Raw genomic sequence first — 21,151 nt, 5'->3', positions numbered from 1 at the left:
TCGGTCTCGTCCGCGTCTTCGGTTTCTTCCGCGTCGTCTGTGTCCTCTGCGTCATCCGCCGCATCAACGGTCTCTGAAGCATCGACACCTTCTGCATCAGAAGCGTCCGATTGGAGCGCGCCATCTGTTGCATCAACTGGTGACGCAACCATCGACGCGTCTATCGACAGCTGCCAGTCCTCCAGCACAAGCCAAAGCAGTTTTGAATCCTGCCTTGCCGACGCCGGTCTGCAAATTGCAAATTAACTGATCTATCGGCGCAGTGACGGTCCACGATATCTGGTTTCAGGGGCTTGCGTCCCCCGTCCGCTGCGTCGATTGCGATGATCTTGTTAAGGGGCTGGCCGGGTACGTCCCCGGTTGGCCGTTCAGTGCGAAGCGGATCGTGCCAGCCGAATACGGCCCCGAGGTTCCTTGCGCCGTGCTGGCCTTTAACGGCACCGCATGGTTGATACAGTCCCCCCACACCACCGAACCCCGAATACATAAGACACAGGTCAATGTGGTTTGTGATCTGCTCAGCATTCTGGCTTCGGCCTTGATCGCGCAATCGCCGGGCAGGTTGTGTTTTCATGCCGCCGCTGTTGAAAGAAACGAGGGGCTGATACTGTTCCCGGCTCTACGGCGGGCGGGGAAATCAACCCTGTCCGTGGCGCTGATGGCCCGAGGCGCGCGATTGTTTACCGATGATTATCTGCTGGTTGACCATGGTCCCAGCGGGGCGTTGACAGGGCAGGCTACAGGGATCGCCGCGCGTTTGCGTCTGCCCCTGCCTGATGGTTTGCCACCTGATGTGCTGTCCTTTGTGGATGCACACCCCGGCCCTGAGAACAAACAGTATCGCTATGTTGGCGGGGCGACTGTCGCCCCGCACGGCACGATGGCGCCCATCCGGTCAATTGTGCTGCTGGACCGTGCAGACGATGGGCCTGCGACCCTGTCGGAGGTGCCGTCGGGGGATGTTCTGGCCGCGCTGGCCAAACAAAACTTTTCGCGCGGCCTGCCAGCGGGCGAAGCGCTGAGCGCATTGATTACATTGACCCAGACCGCCCCGGCGGTCCGGCTGACTTACAGTGATGTAGGCGAAGCGGCAGACCTTGTGATGTCCGGCCTTGACCATCTGTTGCCGGCCCCCCGACGGGACGTGCTGTTTCCCCGACCCGGTCCGCACCCGGACCGTTCCGCTTTGGATTTGATGCACGCCTACCAGCGGACGCGCTTTGCCGTTCTATACCCCGCTGGCGACGTTTGGGTCGGGGCCAGCTGTGACGGGGAACGAATGCTGCAGTTTGACGCGATTGCGGCAAATGTTCTGGACCTGCTGGATGAGGCGATTTCGCCCAGCGACCTATTGGACCTTCTGGCCGACGCCCTGCCGGATATGGAACCCTCTGCCCTGCGCGATGTGGTGACCGACCTGCTGCGCCGTTTTTTGCGGGTGGGCTATATCGCGAGGGCGACATGACGAAGCGATTGATGCTCGGGTTAGCGGCCCTCGTGACATTGATCGTGGTCGCACATATCGGATTGTGGCGTGACCCCGATATTCCACTAGAGGCCAAGCGTCGGTTGACCGCACTTAACGCGCTGGGCTGGGCGGTGATCATTCTGCCGGTCTTTGCGGTGAACCAATGGCTCAAGGCGAAGACCCGCAAGGACTAGCCCCCGCTGGGCCTTTCCGTTAAACCCCCGCCAACACCTTATCTGGCAGGACCCGACGCGATGAAATTCACCCTCTCTTGGCTCAAAAACCACCTCGATACTGAGGCCTCCGTCGATGAGATCGCAGAGACACTGACCGATCTTGGTCTGGAGGTTGAGGGCATCGAAAATCCGGCTGCAAAACTCAGCGATTTTATCATCGGTAAGGTGACAGCGGCGGAAAAGCATCCCGACGCGGACAAGCTGCGCGTCTGCACGGTGGAGTATGGCGAAGGCCCAACGCAGATTATCTGCGGTGCACCCAATGCGCGCGAAGGGATCACCGTCGTCGTGGCCCGCCCCGGCACCTATATCCCCGGCCTCGACATCACCATTTCCGTGGGCAAGATCCGCGGTATCGAAAGCCACGGCATGATGGCGTCCGAACGTGAACTGGAACTGAGCGAGGAACACGACGGCATCATCGAATTGCCCGCCGGAGAAATCGGCCAAAGCTTTGCCGACTATCTGGCCGAACATGATGCCGCCAAGGTTGATCCCGTTATCGAAATCGCGATCACCCCCAACCGCCCCGACGCATTGGGCGTGCGTGGTGTGGCCCGTGATCTGGCCGCCCGTGGTCTGGGCACGTTGAAGCCGCTGACTGTTGATCCGGTTGAGGCGTCGTTCCCATGCCCTGTGTCGGTGACGATTGACGAAGACACCCTTGGGCAAGCGCCTGTGTTTTTTGGCCGCCTGATTAAGGGCGTGAAAAACGGCCCCAGCCCTGATTGGCTGCAGCAACAGCTGCGCGCCATTGGCTTGCGCCCGATTTCGTTCCTCGTGGATGTGACCAACTGGTTCACCTATGATCTGAACCGCCCGTTGCACGTTTTCGACGCCGACAAGATCACCGGCAATGCGCTGCGTTTGCACCGCGCTGAAGGGGGTGAGGCCCTGACCGGGCTTGACGAAAAGGACTACACCTTCCCTGAAGGGGCCACCGTGATTTCCGATGCCGAAGGTCCGGAATCCATTGCCGGTGTCATGGGCGGGCTGCGCACAGGCGTGACCGAAGATACGGTGAATGTTTTCGTCGAAGCGGCCTATTTCGATCCGATCCGCACCGCCTACACGGGCCGCGCGATGAAGATCAATTCTGACGCGCGTTACCGTTTTGAACGTGGCATTGACCCTGCGTTCACGCCTGAGGGTCTGGAACATGCCGTGCGTATGATCGTGGATATCGCAGGCGGTGACGCGTCCGAGGTCGTGCAGGCCGGTGCCATCCCCGACACCTCGCGTGCCTATAAACTCGACACGGCGCGGTGTTCGTCGCTTGTGGGCATGGACATCCCCGCCGATCAGCAGCGCGCCACGTTGGACGCCCTTGGCTTTGTCATGGATGGCGACATGGCGCAGGTGCCGTCCTGGCGCCCCGACGTGATGGGGGAGGCTGATCTGGTTGAGGAGGTCGCGCGCATGGCGTCGCTCACCAACCTCAAACCCCAACCCATGGCCCGCCAGCGCGCAGGCGTGCCTGCGCCCGTGCTGACGCCCATGCAGAAACGTCTGTCCATGGCGCGCCGGACCACGGCGGCTTTGGGGTACAACGAATGTGTGACCTACAGCTTTATCGACAAAGCGGCGGCTGAATTGTTCGGTGGCGGCACCGACGCGACCATGCTGGCGAACCCCATCAGTTCTGAAATGTCGCACATGCGGCCCGCCTTGTTGCCCGGTCTGTTGCAGGCCGCAGCCCGCAATCAGGCCCGTGGTCTGAACAACATGGCCCTGTTTGAGGCCGGCGATGTGTTTCAAGGCGGAGAGCCTGGCGAACAGCACACCCGCGTGACCGGTATCTTGGTCGGTAAAACCACCGCAAAGGACGTGCACGGGGCATCCCGTGACGTCGATATCTACGATGCCAAGGCAGACGCCGAGGCGATCCTGTCCGCCATGGGTGCGCCTGCCAAGGTGCAGATCTTGCGGGATGCGGGGCCAGAATGGCATCCGGGACGTCACGGCAAAATCTGTCTGGGCCCGAAGAAGGTCCTTGGGATTTTCGGTGAAATTCACCCCAAGATCCTGACCGCGCTGAACGTCAAAGGGCCGGTTGTGGGCTTTACCCTGTTCCCCGCCGAGATTCCGCTGCCTAAGAAACAAACCGCCAACCGAGGTGCGGCCAACATTCCCGATCTTCAAGCGGTTGAACGGGATTTTGCCTTTGTCATGGACACGACCGTGGATGCGTTGACGGCTGTCAACGCCGCCGTGGGGGCCGATAAGGCGCTGATTGATGATGTGCGCGTCTTTGACGAATTCATTGGTGGCAGCTTGGGTGAGGGCAAGAAATCCCTCGCAATGACGGTGCGTTTGCAGCCCGTGGATGCGACGTTGAAAGATGCCGATATCGAGGCTGTCAGCGCCAAGATTATCGACAAGGTGACAAAGGCCACCGGCGGCACTTTGCGCGGTTAACGATCCTCCAGCGCTTTGGCGACCAGATCAAACACCAGCCTGATTTTCGGGCTGGTGTGAAGCTCCCGATGGGCGACAAGCCAGATGGGGAAGGCGACTTTAAGAACGTCAGGCAGCACCTTTTCCATACCCGGCGTCGCACTGCCCACCACATCGTCGATAGGGCAAATGCCAAGACCCGCCTTTGCCATTTCCCACGCCACCAATCCGTCCTCGGATGAGGCACGGAAATTGGCCGGCGTCAGGGTCAGTCCAAGGCCCGTCATATAATCAATCATCCGGTCGGTGTTGCCGTAGCTGACCCAATCCATGGCGTTGATATCGGCGAGTGTTCGGGGCCGCCCGACGCGGTCCAGAAACTCCGTACTGGCGTAGAAATACCCCACGGCCTCACGCACCAGCCGCGCGACGAGTTCGGGTTCTTCGGGGCGCATGTGGCGGATGGCGATATCCGCCTCACGGCGCATCAGATCGGAAATGTCGTTGGTGGCCACCACCTCAATCGCCAACTGGGGGGCGACCTTGCGCAGATCGGCTATGATGCCCGGCATCAGGTTAGCGGCCATGATATCGCTGGCCGTGATGGTGACCCACCCGCTGAGGTCAGACCGTTGGCCGCTTGCGGTCAGGCCTGCACGTTGGGCGGCGGCCCCCATATCCTGAACATGGGACAGCAATTCACGCCCCGCTTGGGTGATCGCCAGACCGCGCCCGACCCGTTCAAAAAGCAGCAGCCCCAAACTGTCTTCAAGCGCCGCTATTTGTCGGCTCAGCGTGGGTTGCGTCAGGGTCAGTGTCTTGGCGGCACCAGACAGGGACCCCGCCTCAGCGGCGGCTAAAAACGCGCGCAGGTGGTTCCAGTCCAACCGGTTGGCATCAATATCCATACGGAAACGTATAGATGCCTTGCGCTTTTCGTCAATTCCTTGGGTCAGACCCTTGGGATATACATACCCCAAGAAGGAGAGACCCATGACAAACGCCGCATCATTCTGGGACAAGATCGCGCCCAAATACGCCACCGACCCGATCAAGGATATGGAGGCTTATGAATATACCTTGGGCCGCACGTTGTCGTATCTGATGTCGACGGACCGCGTTCTTGAGGTTGGTTGCGGAACGGGCAACACCGCGATGCAGATCGCGCCTCATGTGGGGCAGATCACAGGTACAGACATTTCGCCCGCCATGATCGAGATCGCGCGCGCCCGCCCCACGACCGGTGACGTCCGGTTTGAGGCGATGTCCGCAGAGGATGCGGCCAAACTGCCCGGTCCCTTTGAGGCAGTCCTCGCCTTCAATCTGTTCCATTTGGTTGCCAAGTTTGAAGACATATTGACCGACATCCACCGTCAATTACCCAAAGGGGGCTATCTGATCAGCAAGACGCCCTGCCTTGCCGATCCCGTTATCGGGTTCAAACGCCATCTGATCCGCGCCATGATCCCGCCGATGAAGATGCTGGGCAAAGCGCCTGACGTGCGGTTCTTTACGCAGAAGTACTTTGAGGACAGCCTGACATTTGCAGGGTTCGACATTGTTGAGGCCGGAAATTTCCCCGCCATGTCCCGCTACATCGTGGCGCGCAAACAGTGACGTGCTAAGTGGTCGCCAAAGAGGAGGCGACACATGCTTAACGTTTACCTGTCCGGTGAAATCCACACGGACTGGCGCGAACAGATTATTCAGGGGGCCGAAGGTCTGGATATCGCGTTTCATAGCCCGGTCACGGATCACGGGGCGTCGGACGACTGCGGGGTCGCGATCCTCGGGGCGGAAGACACGAAGTACTGGCATGACCACAAGGGCGCGATGGTAAATGCGATCCGCACCCGTAAGGGCATTGCCGATGCGGATGTGGTTGTCGTGCGTTTTGGCGAGAAATACCGCCAGTGGAATGCGGCATTTGACGCAGGCTATGCAGCGGCTTTGGGGAAATCCCTGATCGTACTGCAACAGCCCGATCACGACCATGCCCTGAAAGAAGTGGACGCCGCAGCCCTTGCCGTCGCGCGGGAGCCCTCACAGGTGGTCGAAATTTTGCGCTACGTCCTGACGGGGCAGTTGCCCTGACAAAATTCGGCCTGCAACGGCGACGTTGCAGGCCATCCAATCCTAGCCCTTGGGGTTTGGAATTGTCTTTCCCTTCTGCACGGCCGGCCGCGCCATGAAGCGATCCAGATAGGCGGGGACGTGGGTCAGGTCGTTAAAGCCGACAACATCCTTGGTCCCGTAAAATTCGAGCGCGTTCAGCCAAGGGGCAATCGCGATATCCGCGATCGAATAGTCGCCTGCAATCCAATCCTGACCATCCAGTTCTTTTTCCAGGACCGCCAGAAGGCGCTTGGCTTCGTCAATGTATCGTTGGCGGGGGCGCGGGTCTTCTATCTCTGATCCCGCGAACTTGGTGAAATACCCCAATTGCCCGAACATCGGGCCCAGTCCACCCATTTGGAACATCACCCATTGAATGACCTTGGCTTTGTCTGCGGCGGAGGTGCCGATCAGCTTGCCTGATTTTTCTGCCAAATAGATCAGGATCGCACCGCTTTCGAACAGGCCAAGGGGCGCGCCGTCCGGTCCATTCGGATCAATGATGGCCGGGATCTTGTTGTTCGGGTTCAGGCTGAGAAAAGCATCTGATTTTACGTCCTCGTCGGACAAGGTCACCAAATGGGGTTCATAGGCCAGCCCCATTTCTTCGAGGGCGATGGAGACCTTAACGCCATTGGGTGTCGGAAATGAAAAAAGTTGGATGATATCCGGGTTTTGAGGGGCCCAGCGGGAGGTAATGGGGAAATTTGACAGATCAGCCACGGGTTATCCTTTCGTGTTGCTGTCCAAGACTTAGGGGGAATGTCTTAAATTATAACCCTTTGGAGGTGTGCAGAAATTGGGTTAATACTGTGCGCGTGAGCGTAAGCGTACCTTGACGCTGCGTGGAAGCCAAACAGTGGGAACTAAAATGATTCAAGAATTCAAAGACTTCATCGCCAAAGGCAATGTCATGGACATGGCTGTCGGTATCATCATTGGCGCAGCCTTTACGGCCATCGTCTCCAGCCTTGTGGCGGATTTGATCAACCCGATCATCGCATTGTTCACCGGCGGGGTCGATTTCTCCGGCTGGTTCTATGTCATTGGCGGCAATGCCAGTGATTACGCCTCTATTGAAGCTGCCACCGAAGCCGGCGTTGCGGTCTTTGCCATCGGGCGGTTTGTGATGGCAGTTATCAACTTCCTCATCATCGCGTTTGTGGTGTTCTTGCTGGTCAAGATGGTCAACCGCGTTAAGGAAGCGAGCGAAAAGAAGGAAGAGGAAGCCGCCGAGGAGCCTTCGGGTCCGTCTCAGGAAGAGCTTCTGATGGAAATTCGCGACGCCCTGCGCGCACAGAACTAAACGACCTGAATGGTTGAAACGAGGCCCGTCGGTGATCCGGCGGGCCTTTGTTGTGAAAATCCCCATATCGGACTGGTCTTTGCGGATCAGGGTCCGTTATCCTTTCGGTAAAACATTGCGCCATTCACGCCATTTTTCGAAGGATTTTGCATGACTGATCTGGACGACACCGATCGCCGCCTTTTGACCGCGCTTCAGCGCGAGGGGCGTCTGTCGAATTCGGAACTGTCCGACCGGGTGAACCTGTCGCCGTCGGCCTGTCACCGGCGGGTTCAGCGTCTTGAAAAAGACGGGTTCATCAGCGGGTATGTCGCATTGGTCAATCCGCGCAAGGTGGATCGCAAAACCACGGTTTTTGTTGAAATCACCCTACGGGCGCAGGCTGATGATGTTCTTGCTGCGTTTGAAAAATCCGTGGCCCTTGTCCCGAATGTTCTTGAATGCCACCTCATGGCAGGTCAGGCCGACTATCTATTGAAAGTTGTGGCCGAGGATGCGGAGGATTTTGCCCGCATACACCGCCGCTATTTGGCCAGCCTTCCCGGCGTTCAGGGGATGCAATCGTCCTTTGCTCTCAGAACCGTGCGTCAGACCACAGCGCTGCCCGTTTAAGGGGTCTTTAACCGCTGAGGGAACCAAATCGGGGGCTGCGGGGTTATGATGTCATCTAACATATGAAGGGACACCCTATGCGCGGAATTCTAATGCTTGTCGGCCTTGTCGTTGTCGTCGTCGCCATCATCAATCTGATTTAAGGACACATCATGCGGAATATTCTTTATATCATCGGCGTGATTGTCGTTGTCGTGATCATCCTGCGTTTGGCAGGTATCGCGTAAAACCGGTTTTTGTCGGTTGCTGTTATGACCGAATGTAAAAAGCCCCCGCGCCTGAAACGGTGCGGGGGCTTTCTTATTCTCGACGTGTTCAGAGGTGCTTAGAGCATCCCCTCACGCTGTGCTTTCTTCCGAGCCAGCTTGCGCTGACGGCGAATGGCCTCGGCCTTTTCGCGCGCCTTTTTCTCGGACGGCTTTTCGAAATGCTGCTTGAGCTTCATTTCACGAAAAACGCCCTCACGCTGGAGCTTTTTCTTCAGGGCACGAAGCGCCTGATCGACGTTGTTGTCACGAACACTAACCTGCATGTGGTTTTCACCACCTTTCTAAGTTTGATTTGCAAGGAATTGCAGGAAGTGGCCGTATAGCAAAGGGGTTCTATCTTGTCTAGAGTATCGCAAAACCCCTGAAAGGCAGGCTCTCATGATGCCCGAACCAGACCCCCGTCAACTGGAATTGCTGGATGCGATTCTGCCTCATGTGGCCTTTGACGGCTGGACGGAGGCCGCGTTTCGCGCAGCGGTACAGGACAGTGAGATGACCATGGACGCGGCGCGCGCGCTGTGTCCGCGCGGCGCTGTCGATCTGGCAATCCTGTTCCACATGGAAGGGGACCGTGCGATGGTCACGGCCCTTGAAGCAGCAGAATTGGGTGATATGCGGTTCCGCGACAGGGTCGCCCATGCGATCCGCCTTCGGTTGGATGCTGTCGACGATAAAGAGGCCGTGCGCCGCGGATCGGTCTTGTTCGCCCTGCCGCATATGGCGCCTGAAGGATCAAAGCTGATCTGGGGCACGGCTGATGCAATCTGGACGGCGCTGGGGGACACATCGGATGATGTGAACTGGTATACGAAACGTGCGACGCTGTCGGCCGTTTATGCGTCGGTGATCCTGTATTGGCTTGGGGATGACAGTCTGGATGGGCAGGCAACATCAGCTTTTATCGACCGGCGGATCGACAATGTGATGCAGTTCGAAAAGTTCAAGGCATCCGTCAACAACAACCCGCTGACCAAACCTTTCGCAAGCGCATTGGAGGCGATGACCTCTCGCATCAAAGCGCCGGGTCCCGTGCCGGATGACCTGCCTGGCTCATGGTCATCGCCGCGAAACTGATCACGACTGCAGAGCGTAAACTGCTACGGCGAGGATTTGAACGACAGCAACAAACAGATTTGCGCGGACAACTGGGTTCGATAGCCCCACCAACCAGACGGACAACAGTTTGTAGACGATCTGCAGTGTAAAGATGGAGACCGTCATGGGCTCGGCCCATGGGTGCCCTATGAAGGTCAGGATCAGGACGCCTGCACTGGCGACGATGATCGCGGCGTAGATACAGATGAGGATACGACGTGCCTCGGTGTCGGCCCCGTAGGCCGATGCCATGCGGTCACTGTCGCGGAGCAATCCCGTCATCACCGGAACAAGTATAACGATATTCAGGACAAGGAGCGCTGTGAACATGATGCCTTTCTCTCTGGTTGTGTTCTGAATACGGTGGCGGACAAGGGGTGGATCATATGACGACAGACATGATGGCAATCACGATCGCACAGCCGGGCGGGCCTGAGGTTTTGACAGCAGCACAGGTCGCGGTTCCCGAACCTGCACACGGCCAGGTCCGGATCAAGGTGGCCTACGCCGGTGTGAACCGGCCCGACGCTTTACAGCGTGCGGGGCTTTATAATCCACCCAAGGGTGCAAGCCCCCTGCCGGGGCTGGAGGCCGCGGGCACCATCAGTGCCATCGGCCCCGGCGTGACCGACTGGGCCGTGGGGGATACGGTTTGCGCGCTGTTGCCCGGTGGCGGCTATGCACAGGAGGTCGTGACGCCTGCGGCCCATTGCCTGCCCGTGCCGGAGGGCCTGACCCTGAAACAGGCCGCCTGCCTGCCTGAGACGTTCTTTACCGTCTGGTCCAACGTCTTTGTGCGCGGCGGTCTCAAGGCGGGGGAGAGGGTGTTGATTCATGGCGGGTCGTCGGGCATCGGCACCACAGCGATCCAGTTGGCCCATGCTTTTGGCGCGCGGGTGTTTACCACGGCAGGGAGTGACGCCAAATGCGCAGTCTGCCGTGATCTGGGCGCTGAAATCGCGGTCAACTACCGCGAAGATGATTTTGTGGAGGTCATGAAGGCCCATGGCGGCGCGCATCTGATCCTTGATATGGTGGGCGGGGACTATCTGCCGCGCAACGTGCGCGCATTGGCCGATGACGGTCGCCTCGTTCAGATCGCATTCTTGCAAGGCCCGAAGGTCGAATTGAACTTCGCCCAAGTGATGATGCGCCGCTTGACGATCACAGGATCGACCTTGCGCCCGCAATCCGATCTGGCAAAGGCGGCCATTGCGGCTGATCTGCGGCAGCATGTTTGGCCTTTGCTCGCCTCAGGCCGTGTGGCACCCGTGATGGATCAGACGTTTGATCTGGCCGATGCCGCCGCCGCCCACGCGCGGATGGAAAGCAGCGAACACATCGGCAAAATCGTCCTCAAGGTGGGTTAGGCTGGCCGCGCCGCAGGCCGAGGGTGATGAGGATCAACAGGCAAAGCCCGCCTGTCGCCATGACCCAAATGGGATCAACGTCGCGCGCTTCAAACACCCGCCGCAACGGGGTTGAGACGAGGATCGCGGCGATCCCGAACCACAAGATCGGGCGCGGTGCCGGACGGCTAATGCAGACGGCCAAGGCCAAGATCAGCGGCCCGATCAGATAATGGCTCCACCCCAATGGGCCGCACAGGATGCTGAGGGACCACAGGGACAACAGGCTGCCTGTTCGTGTCACCCGGCCTGACGTTCGCAGCCGCCAGATGGCCAGCACGCCCAGCGCCAGAACGATCAACCGGATGGCGGCAATGCCGCTGTGGGCGTCGTGCACGTCAATCCCCGCAAGGGGCAACGTCGGCGCACCGGACCACAGGTCTGCCGCACGGATGATAATGGCATCCAGTCCAAGGTTCAGCTGGTTCACCAGAACGTTGTCGCCAACCCGTGCCAGCTGATCCAAGAACGCAAGATGAAGCGGCACACCGCTCAGGCCGATGCTGACCCCCAACAGGGCCAAGCCCGACACGGCCATCGCGGCTGCCGCATCCCATCTGCGGTCCATGAGGAAAATCAGGCCAAAGATGATCGGGCTGAGTTTCAGCGCTGTGGCGAGGCCCAGAATAACACCGGCCCATTTAACATGGCCCGCGTGATAACGCTCAAACCCGGCAAGGATCAGAAAGGTGACCAGAATGTGCGGCTGGTTGAGCCAAAAGGCGAGGTGATAGGGTTGCAGCATCCAAACCATCACCGCCATTGCGGCCCATCCCCAAGGCAGGAGCGCTTCTGGCAGGCGCACCAATCGAAAGGCTGCCCAAATCGACCCCACCAAGGCCGCCGCATGAAGACACAGCACCGCGTTGTAAAACGCCATCGGCCCGATCGCAGCGGCCAGCGGTGCCAGAACTGCCGCCCATATGGGGGCATAGACGTAGGGCAGGACGACGACACCGTCATGGCCCAGGTCCGCTGCCATGCGTTGCCATTCGACGGAGGCCGATGTTCCGAAAAATTGGGGCTGGGACAGATAGATCAGATCGAACTGGTCCAGCGCAAAGGACCGTGCGGCAAAGTAGATCGCGCTTAGGTCCACCGCCCAGGTGTTCCAATAGGTGGTGACGAATCCTGCGAAAAGAGCCGTGGCGATTGCTACGACGAACAGGCGCTGAAGGTGTCTGGACACGCTACCGGACCGGATCGAACAGCGCGTCATCCAGCGTGCAATCGCGGATCACGTCAGCGCCACATCTGCGCGGTTCCAGATCACGGGTCAGGCAAATACGCGCCTCCTGTATGCGGCCGGACCGGCAGGTGATCGTGATTTCATCGGCGTCCAGACCTGCGTTGTCGCGCATGAATGCCTCTTCGATAAGGGACGCAGGCAAGGTGACCGGGTCGGTCAGACGGCGGAACACCTGCGGCCGGGTGACTTGCCCGTAGGCTTCGCGTGACAAGGCGAAATAGTCGTCCGGCGACAGCCCGCTACAGGATCCGTGTTTGTTCCACTGATGCCACGCCAGACCGCTGGTGCCCATGATGTCGGCCATGGCGGCGGTGTCCGCACGGGACGGGTTGCGAAAGGTGTGGCGGCAATCGGCGGGCCAGCCCCGTTCATATTGCGGCCAAAGGCCGTGCAGCACCCAGCCAAAATCGCGGTCGTCGTCGCATTGGGGCGATCCGCGGGACTCACCCTCAAGCGCGCACCAGTTGGGGGACCATGACAGGGACAAGACGTAGTAGTCGAATTCGCCCGCCACGTGTTGGGCTTTGGCGGGCAGGGCAAGGATCATCAACAGGGCAAGGGCGCGTAGCATTTGGGGTCTTTCCATAACGAGTTTGCGCGACTATATACGCTTCAAGTTCCCCGACAACGTGAACCCGGCCCGAAACGGTCAGCCCCCTCAAGGGCGCGGGAGAGGTTTGTCGACAGATAAGGAGAGACGCGATGAGCGGTACACCGATTATGGCCAAAGCCACAGCCGTCTGGCTGTGTGACAACACGACAATGACATTCAAACAGATCGCGGATTTCTGTGGCCTGCATGAGTTGGAAGTTCAGGGCATTGCCGATGGTGACGTCGCCGCCGGGGTGAAGGGGTTTGATCCGATCGCGAACAAACAGCTGACCCAGGAAGAGATCGACAAAGCCGAGGCCGATCCGCTGCACAAGTTGAAGCTGCTGTATAACCCCGCCTCTGCCGGGGAAGAAAAGCGCCGCGGCCCGCGGTACACGCCCTTGTCCAAACGTCAGGATCGCCCTGCGTCGATCTATTGGCTGGTGAAATTCCACCCCGAATTGTCTGACGGTCAGGTGTCCAAACTGGTCGGCACGACCAAGCCGACGATTCAAGCCATCCGTGAGCGGACGCACTGGAACATCAATAACATCGAACCGATTGATCCCGTCGCTTTGGGGTTGTGCAAACAGTCCGAACTGGATGCGGCCGTGCAAAAGGCCAATGCCAAGAAGGCCAAAGAGGGCGGCGTCATGACGGATGATGAACGTCGCAAGCTGGTGTCGACAGAACAAAGTCTTGGCGCCGACCCCGATGAACCCAAGATCCCGGCTGGCATGGCAGGTCTTGAGACGTTCACGTTGTCCGATGCGCCAGAGCCCGAAGAGGATACCTCGGTGCCGGATGCGGATACGTTCTTTAATCTGCCCGACGACGATGGCAGCGACGACGAGGATTGAGCCGGCGTCACGTACCTTTTGGTAAATTGAAAAACCGCCCCCGCCTGACGGCTGGGGCGGTTTTGTTTTATTATTTTGTGCACGCGTGAGGCGCTGGTGTGTGCCGTGCCAAAGGTTGGTGGGGGGTGCCGCGTTGGAGCCTCCGGCGGAGGTATTTTTGAACCAGAGAGTTCGAGCCGTCTCGGAAAGCCTCCAGTGGAGGGTTTCAGGCGAGAATGCGGTCAGAGGGCTTTGCGGGCGTTGAGCGCTGCGGTGATTGTGCCATCGTCGAGGTAATCAAGCTCACCCCCCACGGGGACGCCTTGGGCCAGTGATGTGACCTGGATGCCTTGCAGTTCGTCGGCAATGTAGTGGGCCGTTGTCTGGCCGTCGATTGTCGCGCCCAAAGCAAGGATGACTTCGGTCACGTTTTCGGTGGTGATGCGGTCGCGCAGTTTCGGGATGCGCAATTCATCGGGGCCGATGTCATCAAGGGCCGACAATGTGCCGCCCAACACATGATAGCGGCCCTTGAAGACGCCTGCGCGTTCCATCGCCCATAGGTCGGCCACGTCTTCGACCACGCAGATTTGGCCGGTCGCGCGTTTTTCACTGTCACAGATATCGCAGATATCGGATGTGCCGATGTTGCCGCAGTTGAGGCATTCACGAGCTGTGGCACCGACCGTGGTCATGGCGTCTGCCAACGGATTGAGAAGTTGCCCGCGCTTTTTGATCAGATGCAGGACAGCACGACGGGCCGATCGCGGCCCGAGGCCCGGGAGGCGGGCCATCAGGTCAATCAGCGCATCAATGTCCTTGGGTGCTTGGGACACGTTTTAGAAGGGCAGCTTCATATCGGCGGGCAGTCCGAGGCTTTCGGTCAGCTTCGCCATCTCTTCCTGCGCTTTGTCCGAGGCTTTGCCTTGGGCGTCCTTGATGGCCGCGAGGATCAGGTCTTCGACCACTTCTTTGTCGTCGCCGTTGAAGATGGACGGGTCGATGTCGAGCGCTTTGAGTTCCCCTTTGGCGGAAGCCGTGGCCTTTACCAGACCCGCGCCGCTTTCGCCCACGACCATGACGTTGTGCAACTCTTCCTGCAGGGCGGCCATGTCGGTTTGCATCTGCTGGGCTTTTTTCATCATGCCGGCCATATCGCCAAGCCCGCCAAGTCCTTTGAACATCTGTCGTCTCCTATTCATGTGTTGCCCCCTAGATAGGCGGGGGCGCGGGGTGCCGCAAGTTAGCTGTCCTCGAAGGGGTCCCATTCGTCTTCGACCTCTTGCAAGGCATCCTGCTGGGCTTCGGCCTCAAGCTCTTTGGGGCTGCGGATGTCGGTGATCTTGGAGCCGGGGAATTGGGACAGCACGGCCTGCACCACGGGGTGCGTTGTGGCGCGGTCGCGCAGGGCGTTCATTTCGGCGTCGCGGACGTCTGCGATTGTGGGTGCGCCGCCGCCGTTGACCACGGTGACGGCCCAGCGGTTGCCTGTCCACGCCTGCAAGCGAGAGCCGAGGCGTTGGGCCAAATCCTGCGGTGCGTTGGGGGCCGGTTCAAATTCGATCCGGCCCGGTTGATAGGCGACCAAACGCACGCCGGTTTCAACCTCAACCAGCAGTTTGACATCGCGGTGGCGGCGGATGAGTTCGGCCACGTGATCGAAGGTCGGGTAGTGTTGCAGCGCTTCTTCGGCTGCAATGGCCACCGCCGCGCTGCCTGTGGACATGGATGTGCCGGACGGACCGGAATGGGTGGGGGCCGGTGCACCGCGCGCGTCGGGCGGTGCGGTTTGCGCAGGGCGAGGTGCGCCGCCGCCTGTTGTAGGGGGGGGCGGGGTTTGACCGTCCAGCTTGCGCACCAGTTCTTCGGGACTGGGCAGGTCGGCCACATGGGTCAGGCGGATCACGGCCATTTCGGCGGCCATCATCGCGTTGGGCGCCATTGAGACCTCTTCCAAGGCTTTCAACAACATCTGCCACAACCGGGTCAGGACGCGCATAGGCAGCGCCTCGGCCATATCGGCGCCACGGGTACGTTCATCGGGGCCGACGGTTGGGTCTTCGGCGGCGTCGGGCGTGATCTTGATCACGCTGACCCAATGGGCGATTTCGGCCAGATCGCGCAGGATCGCCATGGGGTCCGCGCCATCGGCGTATTGGCTGGACAGTTCCGTCAGGGCCTCAGCTGCGTGACCTTTGAGGATCATGTCAAACAAGTCCAGCACACGACCCCGATCCGCCAGACCCAGCATGGCGCGGACCTGTTCGGCGGTGGTTTCGCCCGCCCCGTGGGAAATTGCCTGATCCAGAAGCGACTGTGCATCGCGGGCCGATCCTTCGGCGGCGCGGGTGATCAGCGCCAGCGCGTCATCGGTGATTTCTGCACCTTCGGCGGTGGCGATGCGGCGCAGTAGGGCAATCTGGTCTTCGGGTTCGATCCGGCGCAGATCAAAGCGTTGGCAGCGTGACAGAACCGTCACCGGCACCTTGCGGATTTCGGTGGTGGCAAAGATGAATTTCACATGGGCGGGCGGTTCTTCGAGCGTCTTTAACAGCGCGTTGAACGCGCTTGTCGACAACATGTGAACTTCGTCGATGATGTAGATCTTATAACGGGCCGAGGCCGCGCGGTAATGCACGCTTTCGATGATTTCGCGGATATCACCCACGCCCGTGCGCGATGCAGCGTCCATTTCCATCACGTCCACATGGCGACCTTCCATGATGGCGACACAATGTTCACAAACGCCACAGGGTTCTGTCGTAGGGCCGCCGTTTCCATCCGGCCCGATGCAATTCATGCCCTTGGCGATGATCCGTGCGGTCGTCGTTTTGCCGGTTCCCCGAATGCCGGTCATGATGAACGCCTGCGCAATGCGGTCGGCGGCGAAGGCGTTTTTCAGGGTGCGCACCATCGCGTCTTGACCGACGAGGTCGGCGAACGTCTCGGGGCGGTATTTCCGGGCGAGGACTTGGTACTGGGGGCTGTCGGATTCGGTCATTGCGCTAGACTATGCGCGGGTCTGCGGGGCGTCCACTAGACAAACCAAAGAATGAACCCTGCGCCAACGGCGGTTGCCGTCATCAGGCTGGTGATAATGGTCAGCGTGACGGTTGATGCCGCCTCAACCGTGCGTTCGTTCAGGCGCGCAATCGTATGACATGCCTTGCGCCGGGCGGACCAGAACAGCACAATCGCCGCGATCAACGGAATTTGGGCCACCACTCGCGCGACGATGGGCGGGTCGAAATCGCCGAACACAGCTTTGAATGCCAGCGCCAGACCGATTGCGCCCATACCGCCGCCTGTCCAGCTGGCAAAGGTGCGTTCATTGGCCATCAACGTACGGTCTTCGGCCCAATCGGTGCGGTTTTCAGCAAGGTCTTCTGATTTTCCCATGGCCCAGATATAGCGGAGACCGCGACAAAAGCGAGGGCGCGTTGATGGCAGGGTTCGGGATATTCGCGGTGGATGTGGCACAAGGGCAGGTGGCGCTGTCACCTATTCCGGGCCGCTTCGGCAATTATGAGGCCGACCTTTCGGCTGTTTTGAAATGGGGGCCGGACATGGTCCTGACCATGACCACAGGGGCAGAGCTGGACCGGATGGGCGCGTCCGATTTAGGGGATGACCTTGCGATGGCCGATATAGACTGGATCCATCTACCGGTTGAGGATTTTGGTGCGCCTGATGAGGCGGTACAGGCAAAATGGGTCGATGTCGGCATGCAGGCCCAGTCCCTTCTTGCAGGGGGCGGCAAAATTTTGGTGCATTGTTTCGGGGGCTGCGGGCGGTCCGGTATGATCGCGCTGCGGCTGATGGTCGAGGCGGGGGAACGACCGGATACCGCCTTGGCGCGGCTGCGGGCCGTCAGGCCTTGTGCGGTGGAACGCGATGCACAGTATGAATGGGCCAGTGCCTGATCACGTGCGCCGCTTGGCCGCCCCGCGCTCCTTGCCTTCGTTGTACATTTTTTGCAAACGTTTCAGGTGGCCGCGGTTTTCGCCCACGGTCGCGGTGTTGAACCGGTTTTCGCGTTCCAGCTTGCGCCAGCGTTCCAGTCTGTCGGCGTCCAGATCACCGGCCTCAATCGCGGCGCGCACTTTGCAGCCGGGTTCGGTTTGATGGGCGCAGTCGTTGAATTTGCACTGCGCGGCAAGGTCTGTGATGTCGGCAAAAACCTCATCGACACCGTCTTCGGCGTCCACCAGACGCAATTCGCGCATGCCCGGTGTGTCGATCAGCCAGCCGCCTGCGGTGGTGGCGCGCAGGTTTCGGTTGGTGGTGGTGTGGCGGCCCTTTGCGTCATCTTCGCGGATGTCCTGGGTGGCATCAATCTGGCCTGTCAGGCGGTTCTGGATCGTGGTTTTGCCCACGCCCGATGATCCCACCAAGGCCAGCGTCTGGCCCTTGTCGCACCACGGCCCAAGGCGCGCCACGTCGTCGTCATCTTTGGCGTTGATCGCGATGGCCGTCAGCACCGGCGACAGACGTTCGGCCTGTTTGATGTAGTTCGACACATCGTCGGTCAGATCGGCTTTGGTCAGGATGACCAGCGGCAAACAACCGGATGCCGCACACATGGCCAGATACCGTTCCAGACGGGCCACGTTGAAATCGGCGTTACAGCTGGTGACGATGCCAAGGGTGTCGACGTTGGCCGCGATCAGCTGGGGTTTTGATTCCTCGCCTGCGGCACGGCGGGTGATTTCCGTTGTACGCTCCAACGGCTCGGATGCGGAGGCACCGGTGGCGATGACCCAATCGCCCACGGCATAGCGCCCCGCCTCAACCGTGGGGGACAGCGACGTTGTGCCATTCGCTGTCAGCCCGTCCAAACGGGACCGGTGCACGGCGGTGATCCGCATGGGACGCTGGGTGTCCTCCAGCGTGACCTGACGGGCAAAATGATCGGACCAGCCGAGGGTGGTGAGGGTTTGGGTCATGTGGAGGAGATAGCGTTCTTTTGTCGTCGGCGAAAGCCAAGGCTTCTGCTGCGCCAAAAGCAACATGGGTGAGAGGTTGGACATCGACCCAAGTGGGGCTCGTTGTGGCTGCTTCCTTCCGGACCTGACCAGGTTGGCGAGGCACTTGCCCGCGCCAACCCCTCATGGGTCATATACGAATGCTGGCAGCACCATGCAAGGGGTGGTCTTGTGCGTGGCCATATCCCGTGCAACTTGGCGGGTATGAGACATGCAGAGACAGTGACCTTCGGGGGCTCCGGCCTTGATCGTGCAGCGCAGTTGCGGGGCGATATTGCGGCGACGGCAGCGGACGTCGCGGCGCGCTGCATCGTGATCTGGCGCGGTAAGGTGTTGACCGATGGGGATGGCGGGCCGCTGTTGCGGGTGCCGCTGGACCATCCGGTGATGGCGGACGCGGGTGAAGTGCGGCTGTTTTTGGGGCTGGATGACGCGGGGCCGGTCTTTGCGGTGTCGCTGGACCGTTGGGACCCCGACCTGCCGGAGGCGGACCAGATGGGCAGCTTTCTGGATCCAACCTTGCAGCAGCACCCCGCCACGGGCGACGCTGTTTTTGCCGAATTGCGCGCGATTATGACGGGGTTGACGCCGCGTGACGCGGAACTGGCCGCCACTGCACGGGCTGTTATTGCATGGCACCAAAGCCACCGGTTTTGTTCGGCCTGCGGCGCGCAAAGTGAAGCCGCCGATGCAGGTTGGCGCCGGTCCTGTCCGGGCTGCGGAACCTCGCACTTTCCGCGCACGGATCCGGTGGTGATAATGCTTATTACCTCAGGTGATGATGTGCTGGTTGGGCGCTCCCCCGGTTGGCCGGAGGGGATGTATTCCCTGCTTGCAGGGTTTGTCGAACCCGGTGAAACGATCGAGGCCGCCGTCCGCCGGGAGGTGTTCGAAGAAGCAGGTGTTCGTGTAGGGTCAGTGAGCTATCTGGCAAGCCAGCCCTGGGCCTTTCCATCGTCCTTGATGATAGGCTGCCGGGGGGAGGCGACATCGACCACCATCACCCTAGACCCAGTTGAGTTGGAAGACGCGATCTGGGTCAGCCGCGACGACATGGCCAAAGCGGCGCAGGGACAACACCCGACGATCAAACCGGCCCGAAAAGGGGCCATCGCGCATTTTCTGCTAGAGAATTGGTTGGCGGACACGCTAGATTAACGGTCTAGGCAGTAGAACAGGCTGGAAAAGCCGGACGATAGGCAAAGACATATGGAATTGACGACGCGTGAAGACATCGAAGCCCCGATTGACTTTGTTTTTGATCAGGTGACCGATTTTGCGACTTTCGAACGCTCCGTCATGCGGCGCGGTGCCGATGTTGAGCGGCTGGAGCAGGGCGATACAGATGGCCTTGGCGCGAAGTGGCGTGTCAAATTTCTGATGCGCGGTGTCGAACGCAAAATTACAGGCCACGTCACGAAGGCAGATCGCCCCCACGGAATGGATATCACGATGACATCCAAGAATGCCGACGGGGTGCTGCACGTGGAATTGGTGGCGTTGTCGCGCGCACGCACCCGTTTGAACGTCCGGTTTGAGGCTGTCGCGAAATCAATCCCAGCCAAGCTGCTGTTCCAGTCCTTGAAATTTGCGCGCCAGAAAACGCAGGGCCGGTTTTCGGCAGCTGTCGGGACCTTTGCCGAAGACGTCGAGAAACGCTACCGCGCCTGAGGGTCCGCCTTTTCCAACCGACGTGGAGCTGCAGGAAAGACCCCCATCAGGCGGATGTGATCGGTAAAATAATCGAGTTCATCCATGGCCAGTTTGACGTTGCGGTCATCGGGGTGGCCTTCGACCTCGGCGTAGAATTGCGTTGCAGTGAACTGGCCGCCGACCATGTAACTTTCCAGTTTGGTCATATTGACGCCATTGGTGGCAAACCCGCCCATGGCTTTGTACAAGGCGGCCGGAATGTTGCGGACGCGGAACACGAAACTGGTGACCATGCCGTGTTTGCCACGCCGTTTGAAATCAGGTTCGCGCGCCATGATCAAAAAGCGTGTCGTGTTGCGGTCATGGTCTTCGATGTGGCGGGCGATGACGTTCAGGCCATAAATCTCGGCCGCCATCTCAGACGCAAGCGCGCCTGCGGTCATGTCGTCGCCTTCGGCAACGTCCATGGCCGCACGTGCATTGTCGGGGCTGACCTGCGGCGCGATTCCGTTGGCGCGCAGGAATTTGCCGCACTGAGGGAGGATCACCACATGACCGCTTGCGGTCCTGATGTCGCCCAGCTGTGCGCCGGGTTTGCCCAGAAGGTTGATGTGAACCCGGACAAAAGCTTCGTCCACGATATGCAGCCCGCTGCCCGGTAGCAGCGTATGCACATCACCTACGCGACCATAAGTGGAATTTTCAACGGCGATCATGCCCAGTTCGGCCTCGCCTGTCCGGACAGCATCAATCGCGGCCTCGAACGTGGGGCAGGGAAGCGGATCATAATCAGGCCGCGCTTCAACACAGGCCTGATGGCCATATGCGCCTGGTTCCCCCTGAAATGCGATCTGTTTCGACATTTTATCCCCCCGGAGCCCCACATTCGTCGTGGTTTACGAAAAATGGGCATTTCGTCGCGGTGC

25 protein-coding genes and 1 other RNA gene are annotated in these 21,151 nt (G+C 59.8%); 13 read left to right on the top strand and 13 right to left on the bottom strand.

The window, feature by feature from the left end; genetic code table 11:
* Nucleotides 1-262: 262 nt before the first annotated feature.
* Genes QZ653_RS00540 through pheT form a run of 3 tightly spaced genes read left to right on the top strand, consistent with a single transcriptional unit; the run spans nt 263 to nt 4,122 of the window.
* Nucleotides 263-1,465 carry a hypothetical protein gene (locus QZ653_RS00540; RefSeq protein WP_296416966.1) on the top strand — a complete coding sequence of 401 codons (1,203 nt, stop codon included), beginning with the start codon at nt 263-265 and terminating at the stop codon, nt 1,463-1,465.
* Nucleotides 1,462-1,662 carry a phenylalanyl-tRNA synthetase subunit beta gene (locus QZ653_RS00535; RefSeq protein ID WP_296416963.1) on the top strand — a complete coding sequence of 67 codons (201 nt, stop codon included), beginning with the start codon at nt 1,462-1,464 and terminating at the stop codon, nt 1,660-1,662. Before QZ653_RS00540 ends, QZ653_RS00535 begins: the two co-directional genes overlap by 4 nt.
* Nucleotides 1,663-1,722: 60 nt before the next feature.
* A complete protein-coding gene (pheT, locus tag QZ653_RS00530; protein ID WP_296416960.1) occupies nt 1,723-4,122 on the top strand; it encodes a phenylalanine--tRNA ligase subunit beta in 2,400 nt (799 codons plus the stop codon).
* Here the strand turns inward: pheT and QZ653_RS00525 are convergent.
* Nucleotides 4,119-5,009, bottom strand: a complete 891-nt coding sequence (locus QZ653_RS00525) for a LysR family transcriptional regulator (protein WP_296416958.1) — start codon at nt 5,007-5,009, stop codon at nt 4,119-4,121. The genes pheT and QZ653_RS00525 overlap by 4 nt on opposite strands.
* A gap of 85 nt (nt 5,010-5,094) precedes the next feature.
* Between QZ653_RS00525 and QZ653_RS00520 the strand changes: the two genes are divergently transcribed.
* The gene (locus tag QZ653_RS00520) at nt 5,095-5,718 is read left to right on the top strand and encodes a class I SAM-dependent methyltransferase (protein WP_296416955.1); all 624 of its coding nucleotides are present in this window, start codon (nt 5,095-5,097) and stop codon (nt 5,716-5,718) included.
* A 33-nt stretch (nt 5,719-5,751) separates the two neighbouring features.
* A complete protein-coding gene (locus QZ653_RS00515) occupies nt 5,752-6,195 on the top strand; it encodes a YtoQ family protein (protein WP_296416953.1) in 444 nt (147 codons plus the stop codon).
* Nucleotides 6,196-6,237: 42 nt separating this feature from the next.
* Here the strand turns inward: QZ653_RS00515 and QZ653_RS00510 are convergent, their stop codons facing one another.
* Nucleotides 6,238-6,939, bottom strand: coding sequence for a glutathione S-transferase family protein (locus tag QZ653_RS00510; protein WP_296416952.1), 702 nt, complete (start codon nt 6,937-6,939; stop codon nt 6,238-6,240).
* 148 nt (nt 6,940-7,087) lie between these two features.
* Here QZ653_RS00510 and mscL point away from each other — a divergent pair, with 148 nt between their 5' ends.
* Nucleotides 7,088-7,522, top strand: coding sequence for a large conductance mechanosensitive channel protein MscL (gene mscL / locus QZ653_RS00505; protein ID WP_296416950.1), 435 nt, complete (start codon nt 7,088-7,090; stop codon nt 7,520-7,522).
* 150 nt (nt 7,523-7,672) lie between these two features.
* Nucleotides 7,673-8,134, top strand: coding sequence for an Lrp/AsnC family transcriptional regulator (locus QZ653_RS00500; protein ID WP_296416948.1), 462 nt, complete (start codon nt 7,673-7,675; stop codon nt 8,132-8,134).
* A gap of 325 nt (nt 8,135-8,459) precedes the next feature.
* On the opposite strand, the gene rpsU is transcribed toward QZ653_RS00500, so the two are convergent.
* The gene (gene rpsU, locus QZ653_RS00495; protein ID WP_009159816.1) at nt 8,460-8,666 is read right to left on the bottom strand and encodes a 30S ribosomal protein S21; all 207 of its coding nucleotides are present in this window, start codon (nt 8,664-8,666) and stop codon (nt 8,460-8,462) included.
* A gap of 115 nt (nt 8,667-8,781) precedes the next feature.
* Between rpsU and QZ653_RS00490 the strand changes: the two genes are divergently transcribed.
* On the top strand, nt 8,782-9,477 hold the full coding sequence (locus QZ653_RS00490; protein ID WP_296416945.1) for a COQ9 family protein: 696 nt from the start codon (nt 8,782-8,784) through the stop codon (nt 9,475-9,477).
* On the opposite strand, the gene QZ653_RS00485 is transcribed toward QZ653_RS00490, so the two are convergent.
* Nucleotides 9,478-9,828 (bottom strand): hypothetical protein, encoded by a 351-nt coding sequence (locus QZ653_RS00485; RefSeq protein ID WP_296416944.1) that lies wholly within the window; start codon nt 9,826-9,828, stop codon nt 9,478-9,480. It lies immediately after the preceding gene.
* A gap of 56 nt (nt 9,829-9,884) precedes the next feature.
* Here QZ653_RS00485 and QZ653_RS00480 point away from each other — a divergent pair, with 56 nt between their 5' ends.
* The gene (locus QZ653_RS00480; RefSeq protein ID WP_296416943.1) at nt 9,885-10,868 is read left to right on the top strand and encodes an NAD(P)H-quinone oxidoreductase; all 984 of its coding nucleotides are present in this window, start codon (nt 9,885-9,887) and stop codon (nt 10,866-10,868) included.
* Here QZ653_RS00480 and QZ653_RS00475 read toward each other — a convergent pair.
* Together QZ653_RS00475 and QZ653_RS00470 are read right to left on the bottom strand one after the other, a co-directional pair.
* The gene (locus tag QZ653_RS00475; RefSeq protein WP_296416941.1) at nt 10,855-12,126 is read right to left on the bottom strand and encodes a glycosyltransferase family 87 protein; all 1,272 of its coding nucleotides are present in this window, start codon (nt 12,124-12,126) and stop codon (nt 10,855-10,857) included. The two genes, QZ653_RS00480 and QZ653_RS00475, sit on opposite strands and share 14 nt — an antisense overlap.
* Nucleotides 12,098-12,727 carry a ribonuclease T2 gene (locus QZ653_RS00470; protein WP_296416940.1) on the bottom strand — a complete coding sequence of 210 codons (630 nt, stop codon included), beginning with the start codon at nt 12,725-12,727 and terminating at the stop codon, nt 12,098-12,100. Before QZ653_RS00470 ends, QZ653_RS00475 begins: the two co-directional genes overlap by 29 nt.
* 131 nt (nt 12,728-12,858) lie before the next feature.
* On the opposite strand from QZ653_RS00470, the gene QZ653_RS00465 reads away from it, so the two are divergent.
* Complete coding sequence (locus tag QZ653_RS00465) at nt 12,859-13,608, top strand: DUF1013 domain-containing protein (RefSeq protein ID WP_296416938.1); 750 nt, start codon at nt 12,859-12,861, stop codon at nt 13,606-13,608.
* Nucleotides 13,609-13,829: 221 nt separating this feature from the next.
* On the opposite strand, the gene recR is transcribed toward QZ653_RS00465, so the two are convergent.
* From recR to QZ653_RS00445, 4 genes are read right to left on the bottom strand one after another with little or no spacing between them, the layout of a single operon-like run.
* Complete coding sequence (gene recR / locus QZ653_RS00460) at nt 13,830-14,423, bottom strand: recombination mediator RecR (protein WP_296416936.1); 594 nt, start codon at nt 14,421-14,423, stop codon at nt 13,830-13,832.
* Between the two features lie 3 nt (nt 14,424-14,426).
* The gene (locus QZ653_RS00455) at nt 14,427-14,771 is read right to left on the bottom strand and encodes a YbaB/EbfC family nucleoid-associated protein (RefSeq protein ID WP_296416935.1); all 345 of its coding nucleotides are present in this window, start codon (nt 14,769-14,771) and stop codon (nt 14,427-14,429) included.
* A 59-nt stretch (nt 14,772-14,830) separates the two neighbouring features.
* Nucleotides 14,831-16,588 carry a DNA polymerase III subunit gamma/tau gene (locus QZ653_RS00450; protein ID WP_296416933.1) on the bottom strand — a complete coding sequence of 586 codons (1,758 nt, stop codon included), beginning with the start codon at nt 16,586-16,588 and terminating at the stop codon, nt 14,831-14,833.
* Between the two features lie 35 nt (nt 16,589-16,623).
* The gene (locus QZ653_RS00445) at nt 16,624-16,986 is read right to left on the bottom strand and encodes a DUF202 domain-containing protein (protein ID WP_296416931.1); all 363 of its coding nucleotides are present in this window, start codon (nt 16,984-16,986) and stop codon (nt 16,624-16,626) included.
* A gap of 44 nt (nt 16,987-17,030) precedes the next feature.
* On the opposite strand from QZ653_RS00445, the gene QZ653_RS00440 reads away from it, so the two are divergent.
* Nucleotides 17,031-17,510, top strand: a complete 480-nt coding sequence (locus QZ653_RS00440) for a protein-tyrosine phosphatase family protein (RefSeq protein WP_296416929.1) — start codon at nt 17,031-17,033, stop codon at nt 17,508-17,510.
* Here QZ653_RS00440 and rsgA read toward each other — a convergent pair whose 3' ends face one another.
* Both rsgA and ffs read right to left on the bottom strand, forming a co-directional pair.
* Nucleotides 17,511-18,533, bottom strand: a complete 1,023-nt coding sequence (gene rsgA / locus QZ653_RS00435; RefSeq protein ID WP_296416928.1) for a ribosome small subunit-dependent GTPase A — start codon at nt 18,531-18,533, stop codon at nt 17,511-17,513. It lies immediately after the preceding gene.
* A 66-nt stretch (nt 18,534-18,599) separates the two neighbouring features.
* An RNA gene (ffs, locus tag QZ653_RS00430) (signal recognition particle sRNA small type) lies at nt 18,600-18,698 on the bottom strand.
* A 78-nt stretch (nt 18,699-18,776) separates the two neighbouring features.
* Between ffs and nudC the strand changes: the two genes are divergently transcribed.
* Nucleotides 18,777-19,730 (top strand): NAD(+) diphosphatase, encoded by a 954-nt coding sequence (nudC, locus tag QZ653_RS00425; protein WP_296416925.1) that lies wholly within the window; start codon nt 18,777-18,779, stop codon nt 19,728-19,730.
* A 51-nt stretch (nt 19,731-19,781) separates the two neighbouring features.
* Nucleotides 19,782-20,243 (top strand): SRPBCC family protein, encoded by a 462-nt coding sequence (locus QZ653_RS00420; RefSeq protein WP_296416923.1) that lies wholly within the window; start codon nt 19,782-19,784, stop codon nt 20,241-20,243.
* Here the strand turns inward: QZ653_RS00420 and QZ653_RS00415 are convergent.
* Nucleotides 20,231-21,088: a prephenate dehydratase gene (locus QZ653_RS00415; RefSeq protein WP_296416921.1), complete on the bottom strand. Its 858-nt coding sequence runs from the start codon at nt 21,086-21,088 to the stop codon at nt 20,231-20,233. The two genes, QZ653_RS00420 and QZ653_RS00415, sit on opposite strands and share 13 nt — an antisense overlap.
* Between the last annotated feature and the right edge of the window lie 63 nt (nt 21,089-21,151).

This window comes from Pseudooctadecabacter sp., assembly GCF_020627745.1.
Lineage (GTDB): Bacteria > Pseudomonadota > Alphaproteobacteria > Rhodobacterales > Rhodobacteraceae > Octadecabacter.
Note: the sequence above shows the minus strand (reverse complement) of the source record. Positions and strands in the feature narration are given on the sequence as shown.